This window comes from Candidatus Tisiphia endosymbiont of Ceraclea dissimilis (assembly GCF_964030735.1).
Lineage (GTDB): Bacteria > Pseudomonadota > Alphaproteobacteria > Rickettsiales > Rickettsiaceae > Tisiphia.
In genome coordinates this window covers 1,540,063-1,562,578 of sequence record NZ_OZ034917.1, presented here as the reverse complement: position 1 = coordinate 1,562,578, position 22,516 = coordinate 1,540,063, and the positions used below count along the sequence as shown (strand labels likewise).

The 22,516-nt window shown below is 34.1% G+C and carries 19 protein-coding genes and 1 tRNA gene; 6 read left to right on the top strand and 14 right to left on the bottom strand.

Annotated features, from left to right (window positions below):
* Positions 1-100 precede the first annotated feature (100 nt).
* Positions 101-3,016, top strand: a complete 2,916-nt coding sequence (locus ACQH1V_RS07375; protein ID WP_425360319.1) for a 2-oxoglutarate dehydrogenase E1 component — start codon at positions 101-103, stop codon at positions 3,014-3,016.
* A gap of 113 nt (positions 3,017-3,129) precedes the next feature.
* Here the strand turns inward: ACQH1V_RS07375 and ACQH1V_RS07370 are convergent.
* Positions 3,130-3,206, bottom strand: a tRNA-Val gene (locus ACQH1V_RS07370).
* Positions 3,207-3,515: 309 nt separating this feature from the next.
* On the opposite strand from ACQH1V_RS07370, the gene cmk reads away from it, so the two are divergent.
* The 3 genes from cmk (at position 3,516) to murA (ending at position 7,753) form a co-directional block, all read left to right on the top strand.
* Positions 3,516-4,166 (top strand): (d)CMP kinase, encoded by a 651-nt coding sequence (gene cmk / locus ACQH1V_RS07365; protein ID WP_425360318.1) that lies wholly within the window; start codon positions 3,516-3,518, stop codon positions 4,164-4,166.
* Positions 4,167-4,366: 200 nt separating this feature from the next.
* Positions 4,367-6,097, top strand: coding sequence for a 30S ribosomal protein S1 (locus ACQH1V_RS07360; RefSeq protein ID WP_341748974.1), 1,731 nt, complete (start codon positions 4,367-4,369; stop codon positions 6,095-6,097).
* Positions 6,098-6,478: 381 nt separating this feature from the next.
* A complete protein-coding gene (gene murA, locus ACQH1V_RS07355; RefSeq protein WP_094648791.1) occupies positions 6,479-7,753 on the top strand; it encodes a UDP-N-acetylglucosamine 1-carboxyvinyltransferase in 1,275 nt (424 codons plus the stop codon).
* Between the two features lie 105 nt (positions 7,754-7,858).
* Here the strand turns inward: murA and thyX are convergent, their stop codons facing one another.
* The 8 genes from thyX to ACQH1V_RS07315 all read right to left on the bottom strand — a co-directional run bounded on the left by thyX (position 7,859) and on the right by ACQH1V_RS07315 (position 15,904).
* The gene (gene thyX / locus ACQH1V_RS07350) at positions 7,859-8,755 is read right to left on the bottom strand and encodes an FAD-dependent thymidylate synthase (protein ID WP_094648792.1); all 897 of its coding nucleotides are present in this window, start codon (positions 8,753-8,755) and stop codon (positions 7,859-7,861) included.
* Positions 8,756-8,768: 13 nt separating this feature from the next.
* Positions 8,769-9,749 carry an FKBP-type peptidyl-prolyl cis-trans isomerase gene (locus tag ACQH1V_RS07345; RefSeq protein WP_425360317.1) on the bottom strand — a complete coding sequence of 327 codons (981 nt, stop codon included), beginning with the start codon at positions 9,747-9,749 and terminating at the stop codon, positions 8,769-8,771.
* 294 nt (positions 9,750-10,043) lie between these two features.
* Positions 10,044-11,144 (bottom strand): tetratricopeptide repeat protein, encoded by a 1,101-nt coding sequence (locus ACQH1V_RS07340; RefSeq protein ID WP_425360316.1) that lies wholly within the window; start codon positions 11,142-11,144, stop codon positions 10,044-10,046.
* A 28-nt stretch (positions 11,145-11,172) separates the two neighbouring features.
* Positions 11,173-12,168, bottom strand: coding sequence for a Holliday junction branch migration DNA helicase RuvB (gene ruvB / locus ACQH1V_RS07335; protein WP_341748971.1), 996 nt, complete (start codon positions 12,166-12,168; stop codon positions 11,173-11,175).
* On the bottom strand, positions 12,161-12,763 hold the full coding sequence (ruvA, locus tag ACQH1V_RS07330) for a Holliday junction branch migration protein RuvA (RefSeq protein WP_425360315.1): 603 nt from the start codon (positions 12,761-12,763) through the stop codon (positions 12,161-12,163). The genes ruvB and ruvA overlap by 8 nt, the downstream gene beginning before the upstream one ends.
* Positions 12,760-13,005: a Holliday junction ATP-dependent DNA helicase RuvA gene (locus ACQH1V_RS07325; protein ID WP_341748970.1), complete on the bottom strand. Its 246-nt coding sequence runs from the start codon at positions 13,003-13,005 to the stop codon at positions 12,760-12,762. The genes ruvA and ACQH1V_RS07325 overlap by 4 nt, the downstream gene beginning before the upstream one ends.
* Before the next feature lie 311 nt (positions 13,006-13,316).
* Positions 13,317-14,636, bottom strand: coding sequence for an MFS transporter (locus ACQH1V_RS07320; protein WP_425360314.1), 1,320 nt, complete (start codon positions 14,634-14,636; stop codon positions 13,317-13,319).
* A gap of 407 nt (positions 14,637-15,043) precedes the next feature.
* Positions 15,044-15,904 (bottom strand): DUF1189 family protein, encoded by an 861-nt coding sequence (locus tag ACQH1V_RS07315; protein WP_094649082.1) that lies wholly within the window; start codon positions 15,902-15,904, stop codon positions 15,044-15,046.
* Between the two features lie 193 nt (positions 15,905-16,097).
* Between ACQH1V_RS07315 and ACQH1V_RS07310 the strand changes: the two genes are divergently transcribed.
* Together ACQH1V_RS07310 and ACQH1V_RS07305 are read left to right on the top strand one after the other, a co-directional pair.
* On the top strand, positions 16,098-18,182 hold the full coding sequence (locus ACQH1V_RS07310) for a transketolase family protein (protein ID WP_425360313.1): 2,085 nt from the start codon (positions 16,098-16,100) through the stop codon (positions 18,180-18,182).
* Positions 18,183-18,288: 106 nt separating this feature from the next.
* Positions 18,289-18,447, top strand: coding sequence for a hypothetical protein (locus tag ACQH1V_RS07305; protein WP_425360312.1), 159 nt, complete (start codon positions 18,289-18,291; stop codon positions 18,445-18,447).
* A gap of 25 nt (positions 18,448-18,472) precedes the next feature.
* Here ACQH1V_RS07305 and ACQH1V_RS07300 read toward each other — a convergent pair whose 3' ends face one another.
* The 5 genes from ACQH1V_RS07300 to ACQH1V_RS07280 all read right to left on the bottom strand — a co-directional run bounded on the left by ACQH1V_RS07300 (position 18,473) and on the right by ACQH1V_RS07280 (position 22,401).
* The gene (locus ACQH1V_RS07300) at positions 18,473-18,835 is read right to left on the bottom strand and encodes a hypothetical protein (protein WP_425360311.1); all 363 of its coding nucleotides are present in this window, start codon (positions 18,833-18,835) and stop codon (positions 18,473-18,475) included.
* A 289-nt stretch (positions 18,836-19,124) separates the two neighbouring features.
* Positions 19,125-20,006, bottom strand: coding sequence for a hypothetical protein (locus ACQH1V_RS07295; protein WP_425360310.1), 882 nt, complete (start codon positions 20,004-20,006; stop codon positions 19,125-19,127).
* Between the two features lie 120 nt (positions 20,007-20,126).
* The gene (locus ACQH1V_RS07290) at positions 20,127-20,267 is read right to left on the bottom strand and encodes a hypothetical protein (RefSeq protein ID WP_157905652.1); all 141 of its coding nucleotides are present in this window, start codon (positions 20,265-20,267) and stop codon (positions 20,127-20,129) included.
* A gap of 73 nt (positions 20,268-20,340) precedes the next feature.
* Positions 20,341-21,612 (bottom strand): serine hydroxymethyltransferase, encoded by a 1,272-nt coding sequence (gene glyA / locus ACQH1V_RS07285; protein WP_425360309.1) that lies wholly within the window; start codon positions 21,610-21,612, stop codon positions 20,341-20,343.
* Positions 21,613-21,747: 135 nt separating this feature from the next.
* A complete protein-coding gene (locus ACQH1V_RS07280) occupies positions 21,748-22,401 on the bottom strand; it encodes a dienelactone hydrolase family protein (RefSeq protein ID WP_094649077.1) in 654 nt (217 codons plus the stop codon).
* Between the last annotated feature and the right edge of the window lie 115 nt (positions 22,402-22,516).

The window sequence follows — 22,516 nt, the reverse complement described above, 5'->3', positions numbered from 1 at the left end:
TAAGCAATACCGCAAAAAAAAAAAAAAATGAACACAGCTATTAGTGGAGCAAAAAAATCTGCTATGTTTATAAACATAACCTAATCAGGAATAAGAAGTTATGGACAAAAACTTTAAACAAACCAGCTTTTTATTTGGTAGCAATGCTATCTTTATAGAAGAATTATATCAACTATATTTATCAGATCATACAGCAGTTGATAAAAGCTGGCAAAATTATTTCCAAAATATTGAAAATAATATAGTCAATTCAGGAGAAGTTGATGCTAGGAGCGATGGAGCGACGCCTATAAATAATAGGCGAGCGACGAGTGACGACGTCACCAACTTCTCATCAATTGACTATAATAGCCATCAGGTTACAAAAAGCATTGCTCATATTATCACTTCGCCTTGTGAAAGAGGGGAGGGGCTTGATACGGATTTTTCTACTGTTACTAACAAACTTAGAGTAAAAATGCTGATTGCCAGCTATCGCAAATATGGACATTATTTAGTAAAACTAGATCCATTGAATCTTGAAGCTCTTAAAACAAAAAGTCAGTTGAAGCTTAATATAGAAGATTTTGGTTTTACTAAAGATAAGTTGAATAATATTATAGAAATTGACGATCAATTTTTTGGAATAAAATCATGCACAGTTAGTGAACTGGTTAATTTGCTCGATCAAACTTATGCTAAAGATATTGCTATAGAGTTTGATCATCTGACCAATGAAGATGAAAAAACCTGGCTTTGTGAACAAATGGAAAGTAACATTCAAACTTTTAATGTATTAACACAAGATAAGAAGGATATACTACAAGATTTAGTAGAAATTGAGGGATTTGAACAATATCTACACACAAAATTTCCTGGGGCAAAGCGTTTCTCAGTAGAGGGGGGAGAGGCAGCTGTAGTAGCTATAGATAAAGCTATAGATATGTCTATTGTTCATGGAGTAGAAGATGTCGTAATAGGTATGGCACATCGAGGAAGACTTAGTACCTTAACTAAGGTAATGACTAAAGCTTATAAAGCTATTCTATCTGGATTTATGACTGGCAGTATCTTGTCAAATGATTTAGGTATTTCGAGTGATGTAAAATATCATATTGGCTATTCGTCAGATCGAATAAGAGGTCAATCTAAGGTTCACCTCTCTATGGCAGATAATCCTTCGCATTTAGAAGCGATAAACTCAGTGGTAGCTGGTAAAGTACGAGCAAAACAAGACAACATTCAAGATGTTAATCGTCAAAAAGTAATGGGTATTTTAGTGCATGGTGATACTGCTTTTTGTGGTCAAGGTGTAGTAGCTGAAAGTTTATTTATGTCGAATTTAAAGGCTTATCATGTTGGCGGAACTATTCACTTTGTTATTAATAATCAGCTTGGCTTTACAACAAATAGTTATGATACCAGACCAAGTAGATATTCTACTGAATTTGCTAAAATAATTAATAGTCCAATTTTACATGTAAATGGTGATAATATTCAAGCTGTACTCAAAGCTACTAATATGGCAGTGAATTACCGACATAAATTTGCTAGAGATATAGTCATTGAGATCATATGCTATCGTAAATACGGTCATAATGAAGGTGATGAGCCTATGTATACTCAAGGCGCTATGTATAATGTAATAAAAAATAAACAATCCCCAGCAACAGTTTTTGCCAATGAACTGATTGCAGAAGGAATAATTGACCAAAATCATTTTCCTACGTTAAAAGAACAATTTAAACTAAAATTAGATCAAGAGTATGAATATGCTAAAAATTATCAAACACAAGCTCAGTACTTAGAGGGGTTATGGTCTGGTTACACTAGGTCAAATGCTAAAATACTCTCTACTGGTGTTAGTAAAAATACTTTAAAAGAGCTTGGTATAAGGCTTTGTCAAATACCAAAAGATTTCCCTTTAAATCCTAAACTTGTAAAATTATTTGAATTAAGAGCAAATATTTTAAAGCAAGATAAACCGATCGATTGGGCAACTGCAGAGCAATTAGCATTTGCCAGTCTATTAAATTCAGGTACCAGAATACGTTTTACTGGTCAGGATTCTGAGCGTGGCACTTTCTCTCACCGTCATGCAGTATTGCATAGTCAGGTAGATAATAGTACCTATACACCATTAAATAATTTATCGCAAAACCAAGCAAACTTTGAAATTGCTAACAGTAATTTATCTGAATATGCAGTTTTAGGTTTTGAGTATGGCTATTCATTAGTTAATCCAAAAAATTTAGTAATTTGGGAAGCTCAGTTTGGCGATTTCGCTAATGGAGCTCAAATAATTTTTGACCAATTCATTTCCAGTAGTGAAAACAAATGGCTCAGAATGAGTGGTATAGTAGTGCTACTACCACACGGATTGGAAGGGCAAGGTCCAGAGCATAGTTCTGCAAGATTTGAGAGATTTTTACAGCTTGCTGCTGAAGATAATATTCAAGTTACCTATCCTACAACCCCAGCCTCATTTTTTCATTTATTACGTCGTCAAATATACAGTAATATTCGTAAACCACTAATAGTAATGTCACCAAAATCTTTATTAAGACATAAAATGGCTGTATCCCCTCTATCGCATATTGATGAGAATACAAGCTTTGCCCCTGTACTAGACGAAATTAATGAGACGATAAATGCCAAGGAAGTAACACGAGTTATATTATGTAGTGGCAAGGTATACTATGATTTATTAGAAAAAAGGGAAGAAAAAACTATTTCAGATATGGTAATTATTAGAGTTGAGCAATTATATCCGTTTGAAAAAGATGTTATCATTAAAATATTAGGTAAATATAATAAGGCTAAGGAGTTTATTTGGTGTCAAGAAGAATCTAAAAATATGGGAGCGTGGAATTTCATTAAAGACCACTTAAATGACACCCTAAAAGATATGTCAATTAATAATCAATTTAAATATGTTGGTAGAAATGAATCTGCTTCACCTGCCGTTGGGGCACTGAACATACATAATGAGCAGCAAGAAAAATTACTTGAAGAAGCCTTGGGCAAATATAGCTAACCAGACTATAGTCTAAAAAGATAACATTAGGATTTCTGTCTGAGAAGTGACATATGAGTTACATATGAAATGGTTATTAAGACTATAAAAAACCGTGAATGGCTGATAAATACTGGTGGGCGGTAGTGGACTCGAACCACCGACCTTTACGATGTCAACGTAATGCTCTAACCAACTGAGCTAACCGCCCTTATTTTTTCCTGCTTTAATTTTATACTTAAAGCAACAAAATATTCAAGTAACATGTCTAATCTATAATAGCCCTAATTTCAAGTTTTATTTGCATTATTTTAAATATTCAGCTAAAATCTACGAGAGTGTCTGCGATAACGAAAGTAATTCTATATCGGGTTCTTTTTGGCTGCGAATAAACATGATTTTTTTGAAATAGATACACTATCCTGTAAAAATCATATCTATTCTTGCCGAAAAATAGCTCAAAATATAATTAATTAGTTCAGTTATTATAGGCAGCCTCCTAGCATAAAATTATGAATAAATGACCTTAAAATCTCAAGCTTTGGATATCTGCAATAATTTTGTAGTGGCACTGGATGGTCCAGCGGCATCAGGTAAAAGTACAATTGGACGAATGTTAGCACAAAAACTTGAGCTCACCTATTTTCAATCAGGTATTGTATACAGAAGCCTTGCTCTTTCTTGTATAAAGCAAAAAATTGATCTTACTGATATAAATAGAATAATTGAATTATCTAAATCCACGGAATATATAAAAAATTCAGAACTTGATAGTGAGGTTGTAGGTAATATAGCATCACAGCTTGCCGTTATACCGGAAGTAAGAAATAATCTGGGAATATATTTGGTAAAATTAATAAAAACAATTCCTAGAATTGTAATGGAAGGTAGAGATATTGGAACAGTAGTGGCACCGAAGGCTGATTTAAAGATTTTTATTAAAGCAGATATTGTTATTAGAGCAAAAAGAAGGTATAAAGAGCTGCAAAAGAAAGATGGAGAATGTCTTTTTGATGTAGTTCTAAAGCAACTGGAAACAAGAGATAAAAGAGATATAGAGCGTGATATCGCTCCGTTAACTATCTCTCCAGGAACTTTAGAAATTGATACTTCTTATCTATCACCAGAAAAAGTGATTGATAAGATTATGGAGTTTATTTTAGTTAGGTAATATCAACATATTTTATGTGCAATAGGTTGTTTTATCTACATTTATTAACCATTCATAGTTAATTTAGTTGGATTTGCTGATCAGTGTGATAGAAGTGAAACCTAAATTTAGGTCAACATCTAAGCAACTCACTCGAGCAAATTCAAATCAATTAACTATATTTATTATACTAGGTGGCACAACTAGTATTAGAGAATAATATGCAAAAAATTAAGAAAAAATTTGTTTCCCAACTTGCAGAAATTAGCCTTCAATCTCATGAAGATTTTGCACAAATGCTTGAAAGCATAAGTACTAGCCATATAAAAGAAGGTACTGTTGTCAAAGGTCAAGTAGTAGGTATCGCCAAAGGAATTATCATAGTTGACGTTGGCCTAAAGAATGAAGGTAGAGTTCCGGTAGAAGAATTTGCCTTGGCTAGTAATCAACCTTTACCAGAAGTTGGTGATATAGTTGATGTCTATATTGAGAAAATTGAAGGTCGCAACGGTAGAACTATATTAAGCCGTGAAAAAGCTATTAGAGAAGAATCATGGGGACATTTAGAAATTGCATGTGCTCAAAAGCAGTTTGTGGATGGTGTAATATTTGGGCGTGTTAAAGGTGGGTTTACCGTTGATGTATCAGGGGTTGTTGCTTTCTTGCCTGGAAGTCAGGTAGATGTTAGACCAATAAAAGATATTTCTTCGTTAATGGGTATCAAGCAGCCATTCCAAATTTTAAAAATGGATAAGAAACTTGGTAATATTGTGGTTTCTAGAAGAGCCATACTTGAGGAATCAAGATCTGAGGCTAGGGATGAAATGTTATCGAAAATTAAGGAAGGGATAATATTAGATGGTACAGTAAAAAATATCACTGATTACGGTGCATTTATTGCTTTAGGTAGTTCAGGTAATGTAGACGGTCTATTGCATGTTACTGATATTTCATGGAGCAGAATAAATCACCCTTCAGAAGTTTTATCGCTAGATCAAAAAGTTAAGGTTATAGTTATAAAATTTAATGAAGAAACTAAGAGAATTTCACTTGGTATGAAGCAACTTGATCATAATCCATGGCAAAGTATAAAAGAAGAATTTCCGGTTGGTACGATAATGACCGGTAAAGTAACAAATATTGCTGATTATGGAGTATTTATTGAGCTAAAAGATGGTATTGAGGGTCTTGTACATTCAAGTGAAATTAGTTGGGTGAAATTAAATCAGCATCCTAAAAAAATGCTTACTATCGGTCAAGAAGTGCAATTTACCATTTTAGAAGTTGATACTGATAAACATAGAATATCTTTAAGTATTAAACAATGTCAAGATAACCCCCTTATTGAGTTTGCTAAGCGTAATCCAATAGGTAGTATAATTAAAGCTCCAATACGAAATATTACTGACTTTGGTATGTTTGTAGCACTTGATGACAATATTGACGGCATGATTCATGAAACGGATATAAGCTGGGACGGTAATGGTATTGAATTGTTAAAAACATATAAAAAGAATGACCAAATAGAATGTAAGGTTTTATCAATTGATATTGAAAAGGAACGTATAAGTTTAGGTATTAAACAATTAACTGAAGAGACGCAGCAAGATGAATTTGAGCTGTATAAAAAAAATATGATCGTTACTTGCTTAGTCACTGCAGTTCAAGATGATAGAATAGAAGTGGCTTTAGACGATAAAGTATCGGGCTTCATCAAGAAGGCTGATCTTTCTAGTGAAAAAACCGAACAAAAAACTGAAAGATTTGCCCCTAATGACAGAATTGATGCAAAAATCATCACCATTGATAAAGCATCTCGTAAAGTTACTTTATCAATAAAAGCCCTTGAAATAGACAGGAGAGAAAAAGCTATCAAAGAATATGGTTCTGCTGATAGTGGTGCTAGTCTAGGAGACATACTTGGAGCAGCTCTTGACGATAGTAAAAAATGATAAATTGTTTAAAGTCGAGGTAAAAACACCGACGTTATTGTGCATAAGCGTTGGTTTAAGAAAATAAAGTAGAAAAGTTGTCATTGCGAGCCACCGTAGGTGGCGTAGCAATCCATAAAAGAGTGGATTGCTTCGTCGGCTCACGCCTCTTCTCGCAATGACGATTTTAGCTTCCAACGTCATTGCGAGACCGCGTAGTGGTCGCAGCAATCCAAATTTAATCACTTTTCTGGGTTGCTTCGTCGACCTAAAGCCTCCTTGCAACGACAGTTTTTCAATTATTGTTTTCTTAAACTGACGCTTATGCTTTGGCTTACGCCTTCTCGCAATGACGTCAGTTTGTTATATTCAATTCAGATTATTATATATTAAGGAATTCCTATGGACAGTTTAATAATTAAAGGTGGTATTCCCCTTGAAGGTAATATTAGCATTAGCGGAGCTAAGAATTCGGCATTACCGATTATGACAGCTGCACTTCTTACAGATAAGCTTAGTATTAATAATATTCCAAAGCTTACCGATATTCTCACAATGAAGAAATTACTTGAGAATTTAGGCAGTGTTGTTACGGTAACTGATCATCAAGATTACTTAAGCATGGATATCGATAGTAGCAATATTAATAATTTTACTGCCCCATATGATATAGTACGTAAAATGCGTGCTTCTATTTGGGTTCTTGGACCATTACTCTCTAGATTCTCTAAAGCTAAAGTTTCCTTACCTGGAGGATGTGCTATAGGGGCTCGACAAGTGGATTTACATATAGCAGCATTGCAAGCTATGGGAGCAGATATTGATGTGGATCATGGCTATATTAATGCTAAAATCACAGGCAGATTAAAAGCTGTACATTTTGTTTTTAAACAAATATCTGTTGGAGCAACAATTAATTCTATAATGGCTGCTACTTTGGCTAAAGGGGAAACGATATTATCTAACTGTGCTAGAGAACCAGAAATTGTTGATCTATGCCATTGCCTTAACAAAATGGGGGCAGAAATAAATGGAATTGGTACAAGTGAAATAACAATTATTGGTAAATCTTATTTAAAACATACCAACTATTCGATCATGCCGGATCGTATTGAAGCTGGTACCTACATGATGGCTGCTGCCATTACTAAAGGCAGTTTAAATATTTATGGAATTAACGGCAATATTGTTGAAAATATAGTATTAAAACTCATTGAAGCTGGCATAAAAGTTGAACCCATTGATAATGGTTTAAGAGTTTCTTATGTAGATAAATTAAATCCTGTGGATATTCATACAAGTCCATATCCAGGTTTTGCAACAGATTTTCAAGCTCAGTTTATGAGTCTTATGACCCTTTGCAGCGGGTCTTCTACCATCACCGAAACTATTTTTGAAAACCGTTTTATGCATGTTCCTGAATTATGCCGAATGGGGGCAAATATAATAATTAAAGGAAATAGTGCTATAATACACGGAGTACCTTTTCTGACGGGAGCTGAAGTTATGGCAAGCGACCTCAGAGCATCGGTATCTCTAGTATTAGCTGGACTTGCCGCCAACGATACAACAAAAATACGTCGAATCTACCACTTAGATCGTGGATATCAAACATTGGAAAAAAAATTAAGTAACTGTGGGGCAAATATAGTACGAGTTACAGGAGATAATGTTTAAAAACCAGATATAGTCAATTAATGAGAAGGTGGTGATGTTGCCACTCGTCACTCCTGCTACCCAATTTCCCTGAATTGACTGTATCTAAACACCTCCTTTATTATTTTATCCACCAATAACTTGCATTAATTCATCCCATTCTCTTTTGGTCATACCACTAGACTCTAGCGTGACATCTTCTTTATTAATTAGTCTTTTTATGACAGCCAGTCCTTTTTTAGAAATATTATTACCCTCTAGCCTATATTCCTTAAAGGCATCATAAGTAAAAGGTACCCAAGCTTGTACTATTTCTAGCATTTTTTCTGCATATACTCTGATTTCATATTGGGCATGAGAATCGGCTCGGAGTAGCAGAAAATTTAATAAATTATGCAAATTAATTTTCCAATACCATTCTGTATAATAGTTCAAAGTTAAATTCATTCTTGCCAGTTCCCTAGTAATACCTAAGGTATTTTCATCAATAATATTGCCATGTTCATCCTGATTCATCATTTCAGTATAATGCTGATAGCATATTTTAGCATCTTTTTCTAGTAGCACTAATACTTTATCTGCAATTTTTTCTGGAATTTTTTCATCACTTCTTCCTTGCTTATTTATTGTAGATTGAGCAGCAAGATTCTGTTTCTCTGGTAAATAAAATTCATTTCCTAATATAGAATATCTAGCTGAATATTCATTAACACTAGCAGTTCTATGACGTATCCACTGTCTTGCAACAAAAATAGGTAGTTTAATATGAAATTTGATATCACACATTTCAAATGGTGTGGTATGTTTATGACGCATCAGGTAATTAATTAGCCCCTTATCTTGGCTTAGTTGTTTTGTCCCTTTACCATATGATACTCGTGCTGCTTGTACTATGCTACTATCATCCCCCATATAATCAATAACTCTAATGAAACCATGATCTAGTACTTTTATCGGTTCAAATAATAATTGTTCGAGAGCTGGTACAGTTGCTCTTTTAGTATTATAAGTAGTATCGTGCATTTTTTATCCTCAATTAATCTGTTTGAAAATTTGTTAATTCCAGCATTAAATATTCATCCACAGGAATCTTACTTTGATTAAGCATTTTATTGATATTAGAACCAAGGGCTTTAAATAACTTACCTTTAGCAATTACTGTTCTAGTGCCAACTGGTACTTTACCATGTAGAGCATATGATACAATTAATGGGTAATTAATATCACCAATTTTTATATCTAGCTTTTTCCCTTCTTGTGTCGAGTCATAAAGTACCTGCCCATTCGATAATTTAGTAATCTTTGCGTCAATTCCTACTTTATCTCCACATAATAATGGCATCCTATAAGCTATTTCATCATCAAATATCTTTACTTCATTACTATTAACAAAATTATTAGGTAATATTGAATTTAAGACAATATTAACCCTATAAGGTGCATCATAGTCTTTATTTTCTTCGTTAGAAGATGTATATTTTGTAGGAAATATAGCTTGTCTGGTTTGTCCAACCATCATCCCTACTACTACAGAATCAATTCCTGGCATGATCGCCCTAGAACCAAGAGTAAAGGTTTTAGTATTTTCGCTGAGTAAATTATTGTTAATATCCAATAATTGGTAATGTAATGTAACTACATGACCACAAGTCGCTGGACCGACAGTCCCATTACCAAAGGTGTTAATCTTAAACATTGGCTGAATTAAATCTCTATTAACCTCTATAGTATATTTACCATCAGCAATAGGTTTGTTAGTTGGTTGTAGTAAATTTTCAAAGAATAGTCGACCTTCTTCTGTTTTAAGAGCATTGATCAAAACTTTTGAAACAGTCTTTTCAAGGAAATTACCAGTTAATGGTATATTTGCTTGCTCAGGGGTATTAGTATTGTTATTACTTTCAGCTTCACTTGTCTGAACCTTAGGGGCATTTTCCTCAGGCGGAGATTGCATTTTCATTTGTACAATAGAGTAAATAATTGCGGCAGCAATTATAAAAGTTAGAGCTTTTTGCATATAATATTTCTTCTTTAAGTATCTTTTAGTTTGGTTTTATAGCTAACCATGCCTAACATTATTCCGTCATTGTGAGCCACCGTAGGTGGCGTGGCAATCCATAAAAGAGTGGATTGCTTCATCGGCTTTCGCCTCTTCGCAATGACGATTTTAGCTTCCAAGGTCATTGCGAGGAGCTACTTCAGTAGCGACGAAGCAATCAATTTTTGATCATTTTTTGGATTGCCACGACCTACTTGCGTGGTCTCGCAATGACGGAGTAATGTTAGTAGGGTTAGCATAATTCTATAGTTTTTAGTGTTTTATCTCAAATTGCTCTGCTTTGCTAAATGCTTCCTTTGCCTGCGAGTATTTACCTAGCTGCTTCAAGGCAATACCTTTGTTATAATAAGCATCAGCAAAATCAGGCTTATGTTTAATTGCTAAATCAAAGGAGTCAATTGCATCCTGCAATTTGCCTAACTTGCCTAAAGCAGTACCTTTATTGTTGTAAGCATCAGCAAGATCAGGCTTATGTTTAATTGCTAAATCATATGCTATAATAGCTTCCTGCAATTTACCTAATTCCTTTAAAGCTATACCTTTGTTATAATAAGCATTAGCAAAATCAGGCTTATGTTTGATTGCCAAATCATAAGCAACAATTTCTTCCTGTAATTTACCTAACTTGCCTAAAACTACACCTTTGTTGTAATAAGCATCAGCAAGATCAGGCTTATGTTTAATTGCTAAATCAAAGGAGTCAATTGCATCCTGCAATTTGCCTAACTTGCCTAAAGCAGTACCTTTATTGTTGTAAGCATCAGCAAGATCAGGCTTATGTTTAATTGCTAAATCATATGCTATAATAGCTTCCTGCAATTTACCTAATTCCTTTAAAGCTATACCTTTGTTATAATAAGCATTAGCAAAATCAGGCTTATGTTTGATTGCCAAATCATAAGCAACAATTTCTTCCTGTAATTTACCTAACTTGCCTAAAACTATACCTTTGTTGTAATAAGCATCAGCAAGATCAGGCTTATGTTTAATTGCTAAATCAAAGGAGTCAATTGCATCCTGCAATTTGCCTAACTTGCCTAAAGCAGTACCTTTATTGTTGTAAGCATTAGCAAAATCAGGCTTATGTTTAATTGCTAAATCAAAGGAGTCAATTGCTTCCTGCCATTTGCCTAACTCATACAAAGCTGTACCTTTGTTATGGTAAGCTTCAGCAAGATCAGGCTTATATTTAATTGCCAAATCATAGGAGTCAATTGCTTCTTGCCATTTGCCCTCCATTGTTAAAGTATTTGCTTTCTCAAAATGTTGTTGACTATTGGCAACCACTTTGCTAAAGGGGAGTAAAATTAAAGTCAGCAGGATCGTTAGTTGTTTTATGTTAATTATTTTCATAAATTACTTCTTTATTAACTATAGATTGTTATATTCCCAGATGGTCAAAAGCATTTTTGGTAATAACTCTGCCTCTTGGGGTACGTTGTAATAACCCTATTTGTATTAGATAGGGTTCGATAGTTTCTTCAACAGCATCGCGTTGTTCTGATAGAGCTGCGGCAATTGTTTCTATACCGACCGGACCCCCATCATAATTATCAGCGATAAACTTTAAATATCTATAATCATTACTGTCTAAACCTATTTTGTCAACTTCTAATCGATTCAGCGAGAGATTGGCAATATTCCTATCAATTTCTAGCTGATCATCGACAGAAGCGAAGTCTCTCACCCGTCTAATTAGCCTAAGGGCAATTCTTGGAGTTCCTCTACTACGCTTTGCTATTTCTTCTAACGCCTCATCGGTTACATTAATTGCCAGCAATTTACTAGCTCTACTCAAAACAAGTTTTAATTCAGCCACATTATAAAAATGTAAACGTAGTGGTATACCAAATCTATCTCTTAAAGGGTTACTCAATAGACCTAGTCTAGTAGTTGCTCCAACTAAAGTAAAATTGGGTAAATTGATTTTTACTGACCTTGCGGCGGGACCTTCTCCAATAACTATGTCCAAAGCAAAATCTTCCATTGCTTGGTACAATACTTCTTCAATATTGGTGCTAAGACGGTGAATTTCATCAATAAATAACACATCATTATCTTGCAAATTGGTAAGTATAGCAGCTAAATCAGCTGCTTTTGATATAGCAGGTCCTGAAGTGGATTTAAAATTTACTCCCATCTCCTTAGAAATAATTTGGGCAAGAGTGGTTTTACCAAGTCCAGGCGGTCCATAAAATAAGGTATGGTCTAAATGTTCTGACCTATTTTTAGCGGCTTGGATGAAAATAGATAAATTCTCTTTGATCTGTTGTTGCCCAACAAATTCTTTTAAATAGCTAGGTCGTAGAGAGAACTCTTGATCGTTTGGCAATATATCAGCTGATAAAACATTTTTAGAAACTGGGTTTTTAGACATTGGAACTACGGGCCTTTAGTGCGAGTTTAATTAGCTCATTAATAGAGATATCAGGATCCTTTGCAATAATTTCCTGTACCAAATTATGGGCTTCAGTTCTATTAACTCCAAGTGAGGTTAAAACTAATGTAGCATCAGATGATATCTTAGATAAATCACTATCATTCTTATCGATGGGAAGATTGGTAGTAAGGTTAGTTAAGGCTTTATCCTTTAACTCTATGATAATTCGTTCAGCTAATTTTAGTCCAACACCGGAAACGGCTTTAAAAGCTTCTTTATCCCGCCTAGCTATCGCTGATTGAATTTGCTCAGGTGATAAATTTGATAAAATAGCTAAAGCCATCCTTGTCCCAATACCGTTTACTGATTGTAATAAATTAAAAACAAACTTTTCTTCGAGTGATAAAAAGCCATAAAGATTAATATGATCTTCTCTTACATGCGTTTCGATAAATAATTGACAAAACTCATTAACCACTAATTTATTTAGAGTTTTACTACTACAATACACTAAATATCCAACACCATTAACATCAATAATGACATAATCATTAAAACATGCATCTATTGTGCCTTTTAGTTTACCAATCATAATTTTTTAGTATCAGATTTTGTTTTCAGCTTACAATTTTTCGTACATATATACGTTATCACTGGGGCTGTAGTTACTATCAAAGCCAAAATATAATGTAGTAAGGCTGGAGTTTCGGAGCAGTGACATTGCCCATCATCTGGGAATGTTGATATAAGTATAATTTTTGCGATAATCCAAGTGACCACCCCATATATAAGCAAGTATACTATACATTTAACTTTTTTACAGATATCTTTCATTGTGGCGTCCTCTTCTATTTAATATAATAACAATAATAGAATATTTGAATAAATGATAGAGAAAGTAAACTCTAACCCAGCAATTCTAATTATTCAATAATACACTAAATATTGCACACACTAATACCAATAATGATATAATAAGTAAAATATTTCATTTATTTTACTTTATCACTTACCTTACGCATAAACCCCATGACAATTTAAAAATTCCAGAAAAGTACAAGACGCTATTAGCGAGATTACTACGTGAGATTGCTTCAATGCTACTAAAGTAGCTTCTCGCAATGACACAGGCGGGTTAGCTATAACTACATATTGCGTAATCTCTCTAATGTTTCAAAATGATACAAGCCAAATCCATATGCCACCATGAATGGCACAAAAAACATTGCTATTCCCCAATTACCAAAATATTTTATTAAATAAACTAATCCAAAAGAAACAACAACATACATTATTGCTTTTACCATAGCGAATGAGATGCTGACACATCTAAAACGTTTAAACACAGGAAATTGCTTATAAAATATTGAGGCGGCTGGAAATGATCCTGTCTGAAATAGCAATATAAAAGACTGTAATAATAACAAATAAGAAGGAGAGGGGATATTAGTTAATATATATGGCAAAAATATAATAATACTAGCAAAGATTCCTAATCTTACTTTTAAAATTTTTAGTGGATATATCTTATAACTCAAATAAGTATATAGGATGCTGATAAGTAGCTCTGTTATTTTAACAAGCAAGTTATGGATAATAATTTGTTCAAAACTATAATTGAAGGTGTTTTTAAGTATGATACCACAATAGATATATATCAAATAAAAGATAATTGGAGAAGGCGATTCAATTGCTAAATAAGCTAATATAGTTTTGATATTAACTTTCTCATTTAACATCTGCCAATTGGCACTACCTTCTTTTCCAATAATATCCTTTTTCTTTAAACCAAAAAGTTTCAGGTTATTTATCAATCTTTTGGTTGCATCAGCAAATTCTGGTGTTTCTCTAAGCTGTGTTCTTGCCATCGTTCCCACCATAGCAATCACTGATCCAAATAAAAAAGCATACCGCCAATTAAAGCCATGTGAAGTAGTCAGTACTGCAACACCTAAAGCAAATACTGCCCCTAGATCAGCAAATATTGAAATAAAACCAACAACAGGATATTGTAAGGGTGGTTTGATCATTTCCGTTAAATATAATTCAGCCCCTATTGCTTCTCCTAAGGATGACATACCTTGCATTATCTGACAAATGCTAATTAATATCGAAGCAGTAATACCAATCTGTGCATAAGTAGGTAAAATAAACATCAGTAAACAAGAAAATGCCATCATAAAAGTTGTGATAACTATCGTAACTTTACGACCTATTTTATCACCTATCCAACCAAATAACACAGCCCCAATTGGTCGAAAAACAAAAGTAGCACAGAAGGTGAGAGTCGATAGAAGATTAGCAGTTTGTGGATCACTTTGTGGAAAAAATAACTCATTCAACAATACTGTCATATGTACATAAAGCATCAAGTCAAAATATTCTAAAAATGTTCCAATTGACAACAAATCAATCGCTTTTTTTTGTTCTATTGTTAGAACTCTATGGTCTTGATATACTATCAATTTTTTTACCGTTACTTTAATATTAATAGATTGATAATTTGCTTAATAATGGCAAAAAAATATGAAAAATTGAAAATAATAAATTTTGGGTTATAACAATATCAGTAATACTCAGAAAAATCTAATATGTTCTAAGTAATAAATTTCCCAACTTTAAGGCATAAATTTAAAGGAAATTACGACAGATAGGATAGAGGAAAGATTATAGTCAATTAATGAGAAGTTGGTGACGTCGTCACTCAATGCTCGCCTATTACTTATACTCGATAATCAAGTTTTTTTGCAGATTTTAATAAAATATAGGACAATGCTTGTCACCCCTGCGTAAGCAGGGATATAGATTCCGCACCGAAGCGGGAATGATGAAAAAGTTAGATGTCACCCCTGCGTAAGCAGGGGGCTTATTCCTATTTATTTCGTATTTGCAACATTGCTAAAAGCACTAACAAACTGGTGAACATCTGTATAAAAAATATAATACTACTAAATTCTGGCAAAAATATAACCATCATAGGTTGTAATAAAATTGCTATGCCACTTGAAAATAAGGTTATTCTAATACAGGTTTGCCAAGAGGACTTAGGACCAAAATAGTTAGTTAACAAATATACTAAGATGATAATAAAGCTTTTTTCAAATAAAATTGTTATAAAACGAAAGGCTATTATTATAGGCATTAAAATATAAATAAATATCTTCGGTGCTTGTGTTAGGATTTTGGCAAAATGCTTTTTAATGACTTCTTCAGTGAGGATTTTTTGATCAGGAGTAAATAATTTAGCATATCCAATATTAAACACACTCTTTTTTTTATCGGTTATTTCTACTGTAGTAAGGGTTATATTGTTACTACTAAATAGGACGGGAACTTTAAGTTTTTCCCCATAAGATAATTGATTTTTTGAGTCTATAGCCGCAAGCTTATTGCCATTCTCATCGAATAAATATATAGGTTCATCCTGATCAACTGAAATTTTACTACCATCATAATAGATTTCCGGTAATTGTTTAAATATATATTCGATAGTTATTGTGCCTTTTGTTAAACGATTCTCAGTAAAGTAATCGGTGAGGACTAACAAGTAATTAAATATAACAATACAATAGATCAATGATGATATAAAAGACACAGCAAATATATACTTAATCCCATATCCTTTATATGATTTATAAACATCTTGGTAGAAATTTACTGAACTAATTGATAACCACAATTGATGCAATAACGTGCTAAACCATGAAAAAAAGGGTAATAGTTTTGTTGTCATAATATCTATTTTGATGTAGATTCATAAAAAATTTTTATAATTAACCCCTAACGTCATTGCGAGACCATGTAATGGTCGAAGCAATCCACACTTATTGGATGTTTCGTCGGCTCACGCCTCGTCGCAATGACGCGTAATGTTAATCTGGTTATCTATATCAATATCTTTTAACACAAAATTAATATTTATTATAATGAAGTTTAATAAAATCCCCAAATATTCAGAAAAATATTCTAAATTAAGTAACTGTATTAGAGTTTTAGCAAGTGATAGTATAGAATATGCTCAATCAGGGCATCCAGGTATGGTTCTTGGTATGGCAGATGTCATGACCATACTAGTATTTAATTTTCTAAAATTCAATCCTAATGATCCAACTTGGTTTGACCGTGATCGCCTGGTTCTATCAGCTGGACACGGTTCTATGTTGCTGTATAGTTTTTATTATTTAACAAATTATAAAAATTTTCATCTAGAAGATTTAAAACAATTTCGAAAATTACATTCAAAAACTCCTGGACATCCAGAATATGGGGCATATGAAGCTATTGAGGCTACTACAGGACCTTTAGGGCAGGGGTTTGGTACTTCAGTTGGGATGGCGATTGCCCAAAAAAAATATCAACAAAAATTGGGCAAAGATCTTAGTGCACACAAAATTTATTGTATAATTGGAGATGGATGCCTAATGGAAGGTATAAGCTATGAAGCTGCTTCTTTAGCTGGGCATTTATGCCTAAATAACTTAATAGTTTTATTTGATGATAATAAAATTTCCATCGATGGCTCTACCGACCTTACTGTATCTGAAAACCATCTGCTGAAATTTGCCGCCATGGGCTGGAATACCGAATCTATTGATGGGCATGATTTTGAGCAAATTAATGCCAGCCTAATTAAGGCACAAAATTCTGATAAACCATACTTGATTGCCTGCCGTACTTTAATTGGCAAAGGCTCTATTAACAAGGTGAATTCAAATGCCGCCCATGGCTGCCCGCTTGGTAAAGATGAGGTTAAACTTCTTAAAGAAAATTTAGGTTTTAATGATCAGGCGTTTACTATACCAAAGGAATTACAAGAGATATGGGGTACAGCTTGGTTAAGAAATCAAGCGAGTTATACTAATTGGCAAGAGAAGTTTGCTGATATAACTCCAGAGCAAAAAGCCTATTGCAATAAAGCTGATATAGATTGCTCTTTTCTTGATAATATCCCTATTCCAGAAAAAGCTGAAGCAACCCGTTGTTCATCTGGTAGAGTTATAGAATATCTAACCAAACTATCAGATAAAATTATTTTTGGCTCAGCTGATTTATCATTATCCAACAATATCAAAAATACTGCTAGTAACATAATTAATAAAGATGATTTTACTGGCAATTACATCCATTATGGGGTTCGTGAAAATGTTATGGGGGCTATCATGAACGGACTCGCATTATCAGGCTTCTTACCCGTAGGGGCTACTTTTCTAGTATTTTCTGATTATATGAAGCCAACTATGCGGCTTTCTTCTATTATGCAGCAGCAAGTGATCTACATCATGACCCATGATTCAATTGGGGTAGGAGAAGATGGCCCTACTCACCAACCAATAGAGCATCTAGCATCCTTTCGAAGCTTACCAAATATGATGGTATTACGCCCGGCAGACTATCTTGAAACAGTTGAATCTTGGCGAATTGCTTTAGCTAATAAAGATGGCCCTTCTGTTCTTGCTTTAACCAGACAGTCAGTATCTCAAATAGTTATAGTTAATTCAGGAGGATTTGGTGCTAGGAGCGATGGAGCGACGCCTATAAGTAATAGGCGAGCGACGAGTAACGACGTCACCAACTTTTCCTCAATTGACTATAGCCGAAATATTTCGCAAAATTTATGTTCTAAAGGTGGGTATATACTGTCAGGGAATAATCAAGAAACAGTAGATGTTGCTATCTTCGCCACCGGTTCTGAATTGTCAATAGCATTAGAGGTAAAAGATATACTAAGCAAAAATGGCTTTAGTACCAATGTGATTTCAATGTTATGTTTTGAGTTGTTTTTTAAACAGCAGCCTAGCTATATCCAAAATATCCTATCCAATGCCAAATTAAAAGTTGCTATAGAAGCTGCAAGTAGCTTTGGCTGGCATCGAATCATCGGAGAGAACGGGATGTTCTTCGGAATGGAACAATTTGGACTCTCTGCTCCCTCTAATGATTTATACTCATATTTCGGTCTTACTCCATCAAATATTTCCGAAAAGATTATGGCAAGAATCCAAAAAAATTAGAAATGGATTGCTTCGTCGGCTAACGCCTTCTCGCAATGACGTTATCTGTCATTGCGAGCCACCATAGGTGGCGTGGCAATCTATCTCTATAGTCAATTCAGGGGAATTGGGTAGCAGGAACGATGGAGCGACGCCTATAAGTAATAGGCGAGTGACGACGTCACCAACTTCCCATCAATTGACTATAATCACTTCTCTGGATTGCTTCGTGACCTTACGGTCTCCTCGCAATGACGGTTTCTCAATTATTGTTTTCTTAAACTAACGCTTATGAAATACTAATGGGCTAGCTATATCATAGCACTTTCAGCTCCTGTTAAATTAACAGTGTCGCTGACATCAAGATTAACTGTATTGGGGTAAGAATTAACTTCATCATGGTTAGCAGAATAACCATCATTATGATTAGTTCGAGTAAAAATATCTTTCAAGGAGTCCCAAACTTTTGTACGCCATCCGATTGGTTTTGCTTGTACTACTACCTCATCATCTTCTTCATCTGTTTTTTCTTCATAGTTAATTATTTCAGTTACAAGTGGATATTTAAAAGATACTTTTTTACTTGGAAGGTCTTGCGATTCAATGTAATGTTGGTTCTTATTGAGAGCTTGTATATTAGAGTTAGATTTACTCTTAAATATCTTCCGCTTCATAAACTTTACCTGTTTTAAAACTATTGTAACGGATTGTAAATTGTCATTCCCGCGTAGGCGGGAATCTATATCCCGCACTGAAGCATAAGCGTCAGTTTAAGAAAATAAAGTAGAAAATCGTCATTGCGAGCCACCGTAGGTGGCGTGGCAATCTATTTCTAATAGCTTTTCTGGATTGCTTCGTGACCTTACGGTCTCCTCGCAATGACGGTTTCCCAATTATTGTTTTCTTAAACTGACGCTTATGAAATACTAACGGGTTAGCTATACATTACTACTTACTTAAATTCTAGTCGTTACTCATATCATCCACACACCCTAAAGCATCAGTATCTTCTTGGAACATATCCTCTTTTGTAACATAGAACTTTGAAGAATAGTAGTCCTTAGTAGTATTATGATTAAATAATGAAGTCAATGTATCCTTCATAGTTGTAAAAGCATTAGATATCTTTGCGAAGAACGATGTTGGTTTTATTTTTACACTTTTTATATCATTAGGTGAAATAGTAGCAGGATTTTCTTGGTAACTTGTATAAAAACTTTCTAGTACTACATTTACAGAATTATTTACAGAATCATCTACAAAATCATCTACAGAACCATCTACAGAATCATCTGATAGCAGCGATTCTACCGATTTAGTCAATTCTAGCTCTACTAACCCCTCTTTTGCTTCTTCCGCTTTATCTACTAGCTCTACCACTGGAGCTGCTTTTACTAGCTCTTCTACCACTGGAACTTCTTCTACTACATTGTCTTCTTCTAAAGCTAGTGATGTTGTAGATTTAGATGAATCAGTTAAATCACTTGCTGACTTATCATTTTGCACATTAATAGGTAAGAAATCAGCAAGTTTATCGACTTCTTGTCCTAACCTTTTGCTCTCCTCAATATACCTAAATGCTTCATTCCACGGCCCATTATTAGCCTCGACAACAAGCAGCTCTTTTCTAAGAGCAATCTTTTCTACAAAAAACTTAAGCCCCTTATCAGTAATATTACCATGTTCGCGTGGTAATTGAATGGACCAAACTGTATTGTTATTCTGAAGAACTTTTCCTAAAGCTTCAACTTCCTCATCTCCTATATTCTCCTCCCGTAAGTTAATAATACCCTCAGATGTATTAGAGTTTATTCTTTCTAGCAAATAATTATTAAAAACTGTCATAAATTCTCCTTTAATTAAATCGTTACGAACGGACAATAGCAACTTCCTATAACCTGTCAAGAAGATTTTAAAAAATTATTAAAAATATAAAAAATTACGTCATTACCTATGGGTGTCAACTTAAGAAAATAGTGTTCTTTTAGTTAGCTCAACTGCATTATTATTTATACTCGAAATGGCTTGCAACTCTATAGAACGTGAGTTATCATTGGGAGCTTGTATATCAGATTTAGATTTATTCCTACCTGTATAAAACCTCATAAACTTTACCTTTTTAAAACGTTATAACGGATAGCAATAATTTCTTATAGCCTGTTAACTTATGGTTTATAGCTTAAACGTAAACTAGGAAAGCATCTACTAATCTTTTAACTTGTTGGAAAGTTTTTGTCTCACAATCACTATTATCTTGCCCATCATTTTTATCTTTCAACCCATCCAATACATCGCTAATCATATTACCAACTTCTATAAACTCTTGTTCTTTGAATCCTCTAGTGGTGCATGCTGAAGTGCCAAGCCTAATACCAGAAGTAATAAATGGTGAAGTGGCATCAAACGGTATCGCATTTTTATTGCAAGTTATACCGGCTCTTTCAAGCGAATCTGCTGCCACCTTACCAGTTATACCATATTTTCGTAAGTCCACTAATACTATATGATTATCAGTACCATTAGTTAAAATATCATAGCCTCTTGCCATTAAACTATTAGCAAGAGCTTTAGCGTTACTAACAACCTGTTTTATATAAAGATGATATTCTGGTTGTAAATTTTCCAAGAATGCCACTGCCTTTGCTGCAATAATATGCATTAATGGTCCACCTTGCAACCCAGGAAATAAAGCGAGATTTATCTTCTTACCCAATTCCTCATCATTTGACAGAATAAGACCACCTCGCGGACCACGTAGGGTTTTATGAGTAGTGGAAGTCACAATATGAGCATAAGGCAAGGGACTTGGATGTTCACCTACCGCAACCAGTCCAGAAATATGAGCAATATCTGCTAGTAAATACGCTCCTACTCTATCAGCAATTTCCCTAAATTTAGCAAAATCTAATTGACGCGAATAGGCAGAATAACCAGCTATAATCAATTTTGGCTTATGCTGAACTGCCAATTGCTCTATTTGGGCATAATCAATTAGATAACTCTCCTTATTTACAGAATAGAACACCGAGTTAAACCATTTGCCAGACAAATTAGGTGGAGCACCATGTGTCAAATGCCCCCCTGTATCTAGCGACATACCAAGTATGGTGTCATGTGGTTTTAATAGAGTTAAAAATACTGCCTGATTAGCCTGAGATCCGGAATGAGGCTGAACGTTAGCATATTTACAATTAAATAGTGTTTTTACCCGCTCTATAGCCAAAAGCTCAGCCTTATCAACCTCACTACACCCGTTATAATAACGTTTTCCCGGGTATCCTTCAGCATATTTATTGGTCAAAATCGAGCCTTGAGCTTCTAATACTGCCGGGCTTACAAAATTCTCAGAAGCAATCAATTCAATAAAATCATGCTGACGTTTTTTTTCACCATCGATAATTTGATATATTGCATTATCTGTTTCAGATAATTTTTTAGTAAAGATATTCATTAATTTAACCTACTATTTAATGGGCAGTTTAAAAGTCATAAAAAATAACCGTGCCTACACAAAAACAACATTTTCCGCTTTATAATTCTTAATCACAAAGTCCAGAACATTTTAGCTTGCATGTTTCAAATGATCTCAGTCTATGTAATAACCTATTTTGATAAACTTAATGGCAAACTGTATCCCCCTATCATCAATAGAATGTGTAAGATTTGGTATTTTGTATTTACTATAAGGAATATCATATTTCTCTAGATATTCTACTGTTTCATCCATACTACTTACATCAACCACATCGTCTAATTCGCCATGTATCACGCAAACTGGTGTAGTTTTATTGATACATTCTTGTGGGGCAATTAATCTGCCAGAAAACCCTACCATAGAATCAAAAGGTTCTTTTTGTATAAAATTCAAATATAACCCCATCATGGTACCTTGCGAAAAGCCAATTAGGATAGTATCTTTATTAGTTAAATTTAATTCTGCTTGTTTCTTTTGGATTATGTCAGTAACTAAGCCAGTATTTTTAGCAACTAATTCCCTAACATAATCAGGGTTACGGTTATTTAAACTAAACCATTGTCGACCATAAGGTGCACTATCAAATTTTTCAACGCCATGTGGGGCAATAAAGTGACAATCGGGGAATTCCCTAGACATCAAGGGAGCCAATCCTATTAAATCATTTCCATCTGAACCAAGCCCATGTAACAATACCACAAGTTTTTTACATTGGCTGTCCAAACTTTTTACTTCCGGATAGGATAATATTTCATTTTTAGTCATTTTTTTAAGCTCTTAATTAAGTTATTAATTTAATACCAATCGTCATTGCGAGGAGGCGTAAGCCTCAGAAGCAATCCATTTTAATCGTTTTTTTTGGATTGCTTCGTCGCCCACT